Source organism: Bombilactobacillus bombi, assembly GCF_013607485.1.
GTDB lineage: Bacteria > Bacillota > Bacilli > Lactobacillales > Lactobacillaceae > Bombilactobacillus > Bombilactobacillus bombi_A.
Window position 1 is genome coordinate 1 of the sequence record NZ_SCHP01000036.1, and the last position, 11,979, is coordinate 11,979.

Below are 11,979 nucleotides of genomic sequence, written 5' to 3' on the forward strand. Positions count from 1 at the left end.
TGAATTGGTGTAACGGTAGATAAAAAGCGTAAATTATTATAAACAGTCGCAATGCTAACATTGCTTGTAGTGGCTTTTAAGTCGTTATAAACATCCTCTGCTGTTGGATGATTATGATGTGTCATCATATATTGCAGAATTGCCAAGCGTTGATCAGTTATGCGAATTTTTTGAGCACGTAAACTATCCACTAAGGTTTCTAATTCTGTCTTAGCCATGTTAAATTCCTCCCTTATTTAGTGAGCTCAGGTGCGTCAGTATGATACAAATTCATTAAAGATTTATTATGATTTTTCATCATTAAACTATTCTTTTTGTGGCGATTTTGCTGGTGTAACTGTTTAAGAGCTTTACTTTTAGTGTAATTATAATCTTTTTTAACGACTTTTTGAAAGCCTTCTGGTGAATAAAAACGCAATAAATCACCAGTAATCACTTTATCGGACAAGGATAATTCTGTATCTACCCGATTGGACATCTGTTCCACTTTTTGACGTTGATCGTCAGTTAGGGTTCCTACAGGTTTCCCAGTTTTAGTGTAATAATACGTGCCGTTGACTTTAGTGAAGTCCGGAGCTACAAAATCGCCATTGCGAAAAGCTACCAATTGTGATCGCTGCGGCGCCAGTAAATCACTTCCAAATTGAATAGTATCATCATTTTTAACGCCTAGTAAATTTAAAATTGTCGGTAAAACATCAATTTCGCCGCCATAAGTGTGGTTAATACCGCCTTGCAAACCATCCATATGAATCATAAATGGTACCCGTTGAAATTGGGCATTATCAAAGTTATCAAACTTTTTCTTGTTTAATAATTTAGCTACGGCCTTTTTATGGTTAGCTGAAATACCATAATGATCACCATAAAAAATAACAACACTTTTTTTATCTAGTCCTGTTGCCTTTAGCCAAGCCATAAATTCGCCAATTGATTGATCCAAATAATGCGCAGTTTGAACATAACCATCAACAGTACTATCGCCAGTATTGGTCTTTTGAATAGTTTGATTCTTCTTGTCAAGCATGTAAGGATAGTGATTAGTGACTGTAATTAATTTAGCATAAAATGGCTGAGGCAGCTGCTGGACATAATTAGCTGCATCACGTAAAAAGATCTTATCTTTCATACCATAGCCAATATTGTAGTCTTTTTTCTCTTTATAATATTTAGAGCTGAAGAAATAATCGTATCCCCAGGATTTATATGTGTTATCACGATTCCAAAAACTAGGAACATCCCCATGAAAAGAGGCTGTCGTATAACCGTGTTGATCCAAAATAGCTGGGGCAGCTTGAAAGGTATTAGATGTGCCATCAGTAACCATAGCTGCTCCTTCAGGCAAACCAAATAAGGAGTTTTCCAACATTAATTCTGCATCGGCTGTCTTGCCTTGACCCACTTGATTAAAGAAATTATCAAAACTTACAGTACTTTTTGAATGATAGAGTTTATTAATATTGGGAGTTACTTCTTGGTTGTCCCATTTAAAATCAATTAAAAATTGCTGAAAACTTTCGAGATGAATAATAAAGACATTTTTGCCCTTAGCTACACCTGTATACTGAATATTGGAGGCAACTCGATTATTATTAATATAATCTTTCACGGTTTTCATATCCGAACTGTCAGCATTAGCTTTGACTGCACTAGTTTTGGCAGCTTTGACTGCATCATAAACAGAAAACGTATTAAGCCCTAAATATTTCACAATATAGTTATTATCAAAAGTCCGCGTCAACAAGCCTGAACGATCTTGCTGCGCCAAAGTCAAATTAATCCCAAAAGCCACTATGGCAATGGCACTAATGGTTGCAGGTATACGTACATTTAATTTAGTGATATCAATTTTTATAACTTTAAACAATAACAATATAATCAAAATGACAACATCAATAAAGGCTAAAAAATCAGTAGGTTTGATGATTCCAATAATACTTTTGCCAAGATTGTTCGAGACTGAACTAGAGCCCTTCATCAGGGTCATAGTCAGGAAATCAGAAAATTCACGGTAATACAAAATATTGGCAAATAACCAAGTCGATGTAATTGCATCAATAATTAACATATACACATACGACTTACGGCCCTTCATATAAATTGCAATACCCAAAAGTAATAATGTTGTTGGAATAGGATTCAAAAACAGTAAAAAGGCCTGCATACTGCCATTAACGCCCAAATTAAATTTAGTCAAATAAATAAAATAAGTTTTGAGCCAGCATAATAAAACTGCTAATGCAAAAAACCCCAATTTAGTATTGATAAAGTTAGTAATTTTTTTCCCTAGGTTCTTCATTAAAAAATTTGCCTCCACGCAGTTATCCATGCTTGCGTTCGTTGATTGGTTTAAATGCTACTGCAATAATTCCAAGAAACATTCCTAAATAATAAGTAATAAAACGCCAAATAAACATCCCTAAATAAAGTTGACTGGGCAGGCTTACAAAGCGTGCAAATAAAGTTTTAAAACTGTACTCCGCGCCACCTGTACCTCCAGGTATGGGAAAAATGGAAGTAATCATGACAATCATTATTTGCATAATCAAAACATCCATAATTCGGGCACGTTGAACATGTAAAGCCAATAAAGTAAAATAGACTACCAAATAGTAAAACAATAACTGGATAAACGTCAATAAAGTTGCTAATAAAACTTTAGGCCATTCTTTTTTTAATACTAAACTTTCTTTATGAAAAGTGTCAATCTTTGTAAGTGCTTTTTGTGTCCAAGATTGTGCTTTTTGCCGATTTACAAAAATTGAAATTAATTTCATTATTCCCATGACTAATTTGCGTGTTAACCGATAATAAAACATAATCATCAACAATAGGCCAATGGTAAATACATGAATGACAAAGCCACCAGCAATTAAAAAGGCCAAGGCTGCATACTGATGAGCGATACTTTCAAATTTAAAAATCATTGCAATAATGAAATTTACTAAAACAATAGTTTGATAAATGATAAACTTCATTAACAATACTGAACTCGCTCGTCCACCTTCAACACCGGATTGTAACAGAGCGATTAGTTGAGCTGGCTGCCCCCCTGATGAAAAAGGCGTGATCGCATTAAATAAGGCCTGAATCCAGGGAATCCGCAAAATATTCCACCAATTGCTTAAAGAATCTTCGCGCCCTTTTAAGAGAACTTTTAAAACTAGTGCTTCAAAAAAATAAGATAAAAACATCGCTAAAAAAGCAACTACCAACCAAAATAAATTCATCTGGAGAGCTTGTTGCCATAAGGCTTGCAAATTAGTGGTACGCATTTCAAAAGCGAAGACACCTAAACCAATAATTAACATAATCAAGGCTGATATTTGATTTTTACGACTCATGAGTTACCTCTTTTTTTGCTTGTACTGTTGCCAATAAAACTCTTTCCAAATTTGGCTTAAATGCTGTTCAGAATAATAATTAGCCCCTGAAGCTGCCATTAAAGCTAACTGTTGTAAATCTGCTGGATTACTAGCAAGGTGTCTAATTATCTGATTCATATCCGCGTAATTGTCTGCTGGCTGATAATATCCTTGAATAATATTATGATACAACTCTAAATCACGCAAAAGTACTGGCGTATGCGTATTAAAAGCTTCTAAAACGGACATTGGAAACAGTTCATCAAAAGAAGGCAATAAAAATAAATCCGCTGCATTTAAATAATCGTTTAATTTATCTCTACTAATAATGCCCGTAAACATCATATTTACGGGAGCAGTCTTTATTAATTGCTTATAGTGGTCATAACCATCTGTTAAAGCACCAAAGGAAAAACCGCCAGCCCAAATAAATTTAATATGAGGATTATGCTGGGCTAATTTGTAAAAGTCATCAATACCCTTTCTTTTTTGCACCTGACCGTCACCAAAAACCACAAAGTCATTATCTTTTAGACCTAAGTCTTGTCTAATATGAGCTCGTTGGCGCTGAGAACAAGGATAAAATTCCTTTTGCGAAACAAAATTAGGAATATATTTGATTTTCTTAGAATCAAGACCATAAGACTGCAATTGGGGGATAAAACTAGGGTTGACTACTACAAGTTGATCCATCCGTTTATAAAAGCCAATTACATATTTAGCAACTAATGGATTTAAGAAGTGCGGAATTTTTAAACTTCCTTGTAAGGTTTCTGGCAAAAAATGAACATACCCAATTTTGCGGCCACGCTTTTTCGAAAAAGTCGATAAATAAAATTGGGGATCAATTGTATGATAGTGGCTAATATCCGTTGCATGATAATCATTAAAATGTAACTCAAAATCAGTTTTTAAATAAGTTTTTAAAAGTCGAATCAATTCCGAATAAGCGCTACCTACTCCTTGACCAGCGACTTTTTGAGCTGAAGAAAACATAGTAATTTTAATCGTCATAATATTGGCCGTCCTTTAATGGTTCATTCGCCAATTTCCTACGCAAAAAATATTTATAAGCGTCTTGATAAAATTCTAAAATACGATCACCAAAATAATCAGAAGATATAGCGTATAATTTTTTTCGTCGTGGCTCTACATCGTTAAATACAGGACCATGCTGCAAATACTGCGTGGCTAAACCTACATAGTCTTCTGGATGTTTATAGGTTACTCCTAAAGATGGATCATCAAATAAGTCGTCTGTATAAGGGCTTGAACGCACAACACACTTTAAGCCCGCTGCCATTGCCTCAATAAAGGTTAGACCTTGAGACTCCGTATCACTAGCCGAAACAAACAAATCTGCCAAATGATAATATGGAGCCACTTGATTGTGTGCTACTTCTCCAACAAAAATAACATGCGCAGTAATCTTTAATTGCTGGACTTGCTGCTCTAATTCATCTTTATCTGGGCCATCGCCAACAATTAATAAGACTAAATCTGGAAACACTTGAAGTAATTGAGGCATTTTACTAATTAGAATTTCAATCTTTTTCTCATGGGCTACTCGACTTAGGGTCAGTAAGATCGGCTGCTGTTCATTGAGATGTAATCGTTGACGCAAAGTTAAAGTGTCAATTGGCTGCGTATATTCCGATAAGTCAACTCCCGTGGGAATTATTTGCATTGGAGTCTTAATTCCATAGCCGTGTAAAGTGTCGTACACGCGCTGACTAGGAGCCACCACACCAGACATACCTGAAATAAAGAGTTTAGACATTTGTTTAACATGATAAGGTTTTAGTAAATGTCCATTTAAGACATAATGCAAATAGTCTTCATACATTGTATGGTAAGTATGCACACAAGGAATTTTCAAACTGTGGGCAACAAACTTCCCAATTAAGCCTAAAGAAAACTCTGTCTGTGTATGAACAATATCCAAATCTAATTCTTTAGCCAACTTTAAAGCATGAAACATCCCACGGAAAGCCACACGACGATCAGTGAAAGAAATAAAGGGTACACTTCCCAAACGAAAAATATTAGGTTCAATCGTATTTTTAGTGACATGAGGGTCAGTGGTCGTAAAAATATAAACCGTATTGCCTTTACGCTCCAAGTCATTCTTCAGTGTTTGAATGGATGTGGCTACTCCACTAACCTGTGGAAAATAAGTATCTGTAAATATACCAATGTTCATTACGTAGCTCTCCTCAAAACAGTTTAATATATCTTATTATAACAAAATCTAACATTAAAGCCTATCATCGTATTCAAAAAGCAGCCCGAAGGCTGCTTTTATTTATAATACATTAAAGTCTATTATTGTAAAAAATTACTAAATTAAATTGTGCCCCGTTTTTTCAGTTCAGCATCAATTAATTGTAAGACTTTTTCACGATCACTTGCATTTTCCACAAAATCATATTCATCACAATTAATTTGCATTTTAGGACTATAATTATAATTTTGATACCAAGAATCATAGCGCTCTAATAAATTATGATAATAATCCACCAAAGAAGTGTCGTTTTGTGGTTGCTCATAAGGACGCCCACGTTTTTGAATATGTTCTAACATTGTGTCATAAGAAATCACTAAATGCACTAATAAATCGGGAGCCTTTTTATGGGCAGCATAAGGCAATTCTTCCATCATATTATCTAATAATTCATCATAGACTTGAACTTCTTGTTCAGTCGCCCGCCCCATGTCTGCATTAATATGAAAGAATAAAGAATCTTCATAAATTGACCGGTCTAATACGTTATTATCATCACTTAAAGCGCGCTTAATTGAAGCAAAACGCTTATTTAAAAAATAGATTTGCAGCAAAAAGGCATATTTTTTAGGATCAGCATAGAACAAGGGTAAAACTGGGTTATCGTCTACTTGTTCGTAAAAGGCCTGTGTCCCTAAATGCTCTGACAAAATAGTTGCCAGACTGCTTTTGCCAGCACCAATCATGCCGCTTAGTACTATCATCATTTGCTTCCTCCCCTTTTAAACAACTAATATATAATAGCATAATTCATCCATATATTGTAGTCTGCTTTTCAAAAGTACCAAATATAGTAGTAAGTGCTGATGATTCATTGCTACTAAGCAGTTATTAAGGGAATTTTATTCATAATTAGCTAAATAAAGGAAAGCCACCAGTCATTGTAAAGCCGATTATCACAACAATAATTGCTAAAAATAGAGCGCCATAAAAAATTGGTCGAGAAAATGAACGTTGAAGTTTTTTAGAAAAAGCCATTTCTATTACGCCAATCAGTACTAGAGCCATAATAATTTTAAAAATTGTTAATGCTGGGTGTTCGTGCCATGCATATCCCAACATTAAAATACCACTGATAATGAGAACTAAATAACAAATTCGAGCAATCATTACCCAAATTTTAGCTATCGGTACCGTAGTCAACATGCCTCCAATAATTGCAATTAATAAAATCACTCCAAAAACTAAGTGTAACCAAGGCCACAACATTTTATCACTCCATTAAAAAGAATTTTCCTCCCATATTATACTACTAATAAGTGACAAAGTTGGGTGGGGATAAGAGTTGTTTTGCAAGTCTTGTTCTTCAAGCCTTGTTCTTATCGATAGCCAAGAATAAATTAGTGCACTTCAGTTAAATATTTCATAATTATAATTACGTAATGCAACCAATTTTTAGATATAGTACTGAAACGATTGCTAATTAAAAATCTTGTTGGGCTTGCTGATATTCCAAAGAATAAACTGAAATATGGGGCCATTTCTTTTTGAAATACTGATAATCATTGCTTGCTTCGGTATAATTACCTAGTTCATAATTTTTTAACATAATCATGTAAGAAGATTAACCTCTCCTCTTATAGCCATCCTTGAGCTTGAGCTACATTAACGGCTTCAATACGGTTTTTAGCAGCCAATTTACTTAAAATAGCCGAAATATAATTACGTACAGTACCATTTGACAAAAATAGCTTTTGACTAATTTCTGTGGTGGTCCAACCAGCAGCAATACCTACTAAAACATTTTGTTCCTGCTTAGTTAAGGGGTTGGCAGCGCCACTTAACACTGACTGCACTAATTCAGGCGCATATAAAGTCTTTCCCATCAAGATTTGGTGGATAGCATCTACGAGATCATCACTGGAGCTATCCTTTAATAAATAGCCCTTCACATGGGCAGCAACTGCTTTTTCAAAATAGCTTTTATTAGCAAAAGTAGTCAAAATAATAGTTTTGGTAGTTAAATGTTGTTCATAAATGTTTTGAGCTACCTGTAAACCATTCATTTGGGGCATTTCAATATCTAATAAGGCAAGATCTGGCTGTTGTTGTTGAATACAATTCCATGCTAATTGGCCGTTATTACAATTAGCAATAACTTCTAAGTCATCTTCCAAGTTCAAAATAGCTGCTAAAGCAGAACTTAGCATTATTTGATCTTCAGCCAAAATTATTTTTATCATACACTTACTCCTTTAAGGGCAGCGTTAATTTGATGGTTGTCCCCTGATGATTGCTGGTAATTAAAAACTCTCCTTGTAACTGTTGGGTGCGTTCTTTCATGCCCATAATACCATGTGCTCCAGTACGCACTTGTTTAAAACCCTTCCCGTCATCAGTGATAGTAACTAACGCTTGCTGGTGAGTCTGTGCAAAAGTAACCCAGACTGTATTGGCTTGGCTATATTGCATTACATTAGTCATTGCTTCCTGCAAAATTGCTGCAATTGTTTCTTGAACGGCAAGCGGCCATTGTTGGGCGAGTTCTTCTTGACTAGTCCATAAGGAAATTTTCAACCCTGCTAGCTTGTCTGTTAAATTCACTAAGGCTTCTGTTAAAGTAATTTGACGTAAGTCAGTAACAATTTCACGAACCAATGACAAGTTATCCCGGGCTGTAGCTTGAATTTCTGCTAATTGTTGATGAACTGCGGCTGGTTTTTTATTCAGCAACTTCTGAGCTAATTCGGCCTTGAGAGTAATCGTGGCAAAAACTTGGCCTAAATTATCATGCAAGTCACGGGCAATCCGTTCACGTTCGCCGCGGCGGATTAACATTTCATAACGTTTATTTTGCTGTTTTAAGATGCCGGAACGCAAGTAGGTATTGCGAACTGATCGGCCACCAAAGGGTGAAAGAACAATAAATAAGAAAAGTACTATTTCAACGCCATTCCAGTAGTTTTTAACCAAGTAGCCTTGGCTGAATACTAATAAAATTCCCCAAGCAACAGCTAAATAGTAAATCAATAAGTAGCGTTTGAACTTAGCTTTACTAATTGGTAAGGAACCTACCACCCAAGCAGTAAATAAAAATAAGGAAAACATCCCCTGTAAATAAATCAAAATTAACGTTATGAGATATTGGCCGATTAGCCAAAAGCTTTCCCAAGCAGTAACTGTCCAACTATTACGATAAAACCATACAAATATTATTAATAACATTAAAGCTATCCAATCTTGGAGCTGGCGATAAGGGAATAACTGGGCTAAGGGTAATAACAACCACAACAGCCACAGATAAGGGCTAAAACCAAAACGGCGGGGAAATAAGATATATTTTCGGATAAAGTTCATAAAGTTTCTACTCTCTTTTTAATTCTACTTATTAATTAAACAGCATGTGAATGTTTTTGAACAAATAATATCATAATTATGCCAATAATTAACCAAATTATTTCACCTAATATTGAAGTTAGCGGCCAAGAATGTTTTTGAATTACTCGGTTAATTAAGTCATATGTTTGGTAAGTTGGCAGTAATTGCCCAATTTTTTGCAGCCAATGTGGAAACATTGATAATGGCCACCACAATCCACTTAATACTGCAACTGGAAAAACTAACATGGAAGATACTAGATTAACAGTATTGCCGTCTCCTAAGTAAGTAATTGAAGCACCAAAGAGCATTAAAGGCAAACTACCTAAAGTAGCTAATAAAATAATTAATCCCCAATTACTTAAAGTTAACTCAACACCCACTACTAAAAATGCTATTAATTCCATTGCCGCTACTTCAATAACTGATAATAATAAAATATTTAAAAAAAGGGAACCATAATAAGTAGATATATTCAAGGGCGTAACTTTAAGTAGGCGCCAAACATGTTGTTCCCGATCAGCCAAGGTATTATTGGAAACTGTGATAACAGAGCTGAGCAATGTTGCATAAATTACCATGCTGATTAAATATGTCTGTTTAAAATCTCTGGGCATCCCTTGATTCATGACCTTAGTAAATAAAAGATAAAAAGCGGCCGGCACTAGAATACAAAAAATAAAAGAGCGTAAGTTACGCCCAATTAATCGTTTAAAATTAATTTGGGTCCATAATCGAAAGTTATGCATATTATTTCTCCTCAAGTTGTTGGAAAATATCATCCAATGATGTTTCCTTGATTTGTAAATCATGAATCTGAGACATTTGTGAAACCAGTTCTTGTAAAAATTGATCGATATCTTGAACTACAAAAAGATAATGATTGTGTTCATAACTTTGTAAATTACCGCTGTTAAGGGCTAACTGCTGTGGTGTTAAGTTGCTCTTAAAAGTTACACTCTTATAACTAAAGTTAGCTCTTAAGTCTGCCAAGCTGCCATCATGAATGAGCTTGTGGTTCTTTAAAAATAATATCCGTGTCGCAATATCTTCAATTTCTGCTAAATAATGACTTGTCACAATAATTGTTTTGCCTTGAGCAGCTAATTGCCGAACATAATGCCAAAAGTGATGACGGCTAGTTGTATCCATTCCCGCCGTTGGTTCATCTAAAAATAATAACGTGGGGTCACCCGCCAATGCTAAAGCAAAATTTAATTTCCGCTGTTGTCCGCCTGAAAGTTTATTAACGTAATTTTTCCCATCCTTGCCTAAATCAGCTATTTGCTCTAAGTTCTTACTAGCTAAAGGCTTGGAATATAAAGAACGCGCTAGTTCAATTAATTCGACGGCTCGGACTCGCTTGATAACTAAATCATCTTGAAACATAACACCTATCTGCTCCTTAATACTTTGGGAATGTGGATTTTGCTGCAAAATTTGAACCTGACCTGAATTAATTTCCTGCATTCCTAAAAGCACTTTAATTAGAGTCGTCTTTCCAGCCCCATTAGCACCCAATAATCCCACGATTTCTCCCGCTTGGATGGTAAAACTTAAATTTTCCAAAACAACCTTTTGCCCGTACTTAGTGCTAAGATTTTGGACTGTAATTACTTTTGTCATGATTTTTTACCCCTTTGAACTAATAAAGCTAGTTTAGCAATTAAGCCTTAACCTCAGAAGTCATAAACGTAACTTATTGATATGACAAATGTCATAAAAAACTAGGACCAATGTGGCCCCAGCTTTGTGTCTAATGATTGATAAATATCAAATTTTAATGTGTAATCTAATTAGTTTATCTTAAAAATTTATTTCGTAATTGTGTTACCTCTTCTGGTCCAAAATTTAATTTTTGTTGGGCAAAGTTTATAATATCCCCATAATTTTCCTTAATTAAACTAAAAGCCAGTTGTAAATATTCTGGTTTCACATATAAAGCAATAGCCAGTGCTTCCAATGCTTCAGGACTAGCTCCTTGTTGACGATAAGTAGCAATAATAGCATCATTGGCATCCTTACGGTCTTGGTTAGTTTTTAAATAATCAGCTAGAATTTGCGCTTCATCCACACCTAACAAGCTTAGAATTAAAGCCGCTCCAAAACCCGTTCGATCTTTTCCAGCAAAGCAATGAAACAATGTGGAACCTGTAGTGTTGTGAAGGACTAATTGCAAGAATTGTTGATAACCAGCTTGAGCATTAGGATCCATGACTAAATCATGATAAATATTTAACATATGCTGATCAACCTGGTCACTGGCACCAATCGTGATAAAGTCCTCTAAACTGGCATTATTATTCGCAGACTTTAAAATATCAATGTTAATAATCTCCACACCAGATATTTGATCATCAGGGCGTTCTTTGATTTCAAAATCGCGGCGAAAATCAATGGCTAAAGTTAAATGATAATCCTCCCTTAATTTGTTCTTAGTATCCTTATCTAAACCCACCAATTCGCCCGAACGTAAAAGTTGCTTGGTTTTAATTGTATGGTGATCTTGGGTTGTTAAACCACCCAAATCACGAAAATTAATTAATTTCATTTATTTACCTCATCACTTAATTTATCTTTTTAGTGTACTACATTTCTAAATTTAGTTGTTATAAAAAACCGCGACAATAGCTGCCGCGGTAATTTTGACTGTTTAAATTGAAACATATTTAATTAATTAAACTGTCTAGAGCTTGGTTAATTGGTAAATTACCATTACTAATATCAAAAGCCTGATTAATGTTGCCTGTTGATCAAGGCACTCTACAATTGTTTGTGCTACATCACTGCGGGTAATCGTGCGCACTTGTCCGTGATTGATTAAGTCCAAATTAGTTGCTAAAGCAATTTTTCCAGTGGGATTTTTGTTTGTTAAGGCAGCTGGGCGCACAATAGTATTACGCATTGTGCTAGTTAATTTTTCTGATAGTATCTACAAACAAACATTGATCTAACCGCGTTTGAAATCCCGCTAGTGAACGAGCGCGATTACGTTCAATATCAAAAAGATTA

14 protein-coding genes and 1 pseudogene are annotated in these 11,979 nt (G+C 35.0%); all 15 read right to left on the bottom strand.

The genetic code is table 11. The features are described from left to right. Positions 1-218: Fur family transcriptional regulator (locus EQ827_RS06595; protein WP_181190209.1), on the bottom strand; the 218-nt coding region annotated here is incomplete at its 3' end. 14 nt (positions 219-232) lie between these two features. Further along, positions 233-2,299 carry an LTA synthase family protein gene (locus tag EQ827_RS06600; RefSeq protein WP_181190210.1) on the bottom strand — a complete coding sequence of 689 codons (2,067 nt, stop codon included), beginning with the start codon at positions 2,297-2,299 and terminating at the stop codon, positions 233-235. A 22-nt stretch (positions 2,300-2,321) separates the two neighbouring features. Further along, positions 2,322-3,344: a lysylphosphatidylglycerol synthase transmembrane domain-containing protein gene (locus tag EQ827_RS06605; protein WP_181190211.1), complete on the bottom strand. Its 1,023-nt coding sequence runs from the start codon at positions 3,342-3,344 to the stop codon at positions 2,322-2,324. A gap of 3 nt (positions 3,345-3,347) precedes the next feature. Next, positions 3,348-4,379, bottom strand: coding sequence for a glycosyltransferase family 4 protein (locus tag EQ827_RS06610; RefSeq protein WP_181190212.1), 1,032 nt, complete (start codon positions 4,377-4,379; stop codon positions 3,348-3,350). Next, the gene (locus tag EQ827_RS06615) at positions 4,369-5,568 is read right to left on the bottom strand and encodes a glycosyltransferase family 4 protein (RefSeq protein ID WP_181190213.1); all 1,200 of its coding nucleotides are present in this window, start codon (positions 5,566-5,568) and stop codon (positions 4,369-4,371) included. Before EQ827_RS06615 ends, EQ827_RS06610 begins: the two co-directional genes overlap by 11 nt. Positions 5,569-5,711: 143 nt before the next feature. Beyond that, complete coding sequence (locus tag EQ827_RS06620; protein WP_181190221.1) at positions 5,712-6,353, bottom strand: deoxynucleoside kinase; 642 nt, start codon at positions 6,351-6,353, stop codon at positions 5,712-5,714. A 148-nt stretch (positions 6,354-6,501) separates the two neighbouring features. After that, positions 6,502-6,858 (bottom strand): DUF1516 family protein, encoded by a 357-nt coding sequence (locus EQ827_RS06625; RefSeq protein WP_181190214.1) that lies wholly within the window; start codon positions 6,856-6,858, stop codon positions 6,502-6,504. A 214-nt stretch (positions 6,859-7,072) separates the two neighbouring features. Further along, entirely contained in the window at positions 7,073-7,204 is a 132-nt protein-coding gene (locus EQ827_RS09130) for a hypothetical protein (protein WP_258231811.1), read from the bottom strand. 22 nt (positions 7,205-7,226) lie between these two features. After that, positions 7,227-7,832, bottom strand: a complete 606-nt coding sequence (locus EQ827_RS06630; protein WP_181190215.1) for a response regulator transcription factor — start codon at positions 7,830-7,832, stop codon at positions 7,227-7,229. Between the two features lie 4 nt (positions 7,833-7,836). Then, positions 7,837-8,946 carry a sensor histidine kinase gene (locus EQ827_RS06635; protein WP_181190216.1) on the bottom strand — a complete coding sequence of 370 codons (1,110 nt, stop codon included), beginning with the start codon at positions 8,944-8,946 and terminating at the stop codon, positions 7,837-7,839. Between the two features lie 35 nt (positions 8,947-8,981). Continuing rightward, positions 8,982-9,716 carry an ABC transporter permease gene (locus EQ827_RS06640; protein WP_181190217.1) on the bottom strand — a complete coding sequence of 245 codons (735 nt, stop codon included), beginning with the start codon at positions 9,714-9,716 and terminating at the stop codon, positions 8,982-8,984. Position 9,717: 1 nt separating this feature from the next. Next, entirely contained in the window at positions 9,718-10,593 is an 876-nt protein-coding gene (locus EQ827_RS06645; protein ID WP_181190218.1) for an ABC transporter ATP-binding protein, read from the bottom strand. Between the two features lie 175 nt (positions 10,594-10,768). Then, on the bottom strand, positions 10,769-11,518 hold the full coding sequence (locus EQ827_RS06650) for a tyrosine-protein phosphatase (protein ID WP_181190219.1): 750 nt from the start codon (positions 11,516-11,518) through the stop codon (positions 10,769-10,771). A gap of 135 nt (positions 11,519-11,653) precedes the next feature. Further along, a complete protein-coding gene (locus EQ827_RS06655; protein ID WP_181190220.1) occupies positions 11,654-11,872 on the bottom strand; it encodes an NAD(P)H-binding protein in 219 nt (72 codons plus the stop codon). A 4-nt stretch (positions 11,873-11,876) separates the two neighbouring features. Continuing rightward, positions 11,877-11,979: pseudogene (locus tag EQ827_RS09320) on the bottom strand (IS982 family transposase); the annotation flags it as partial.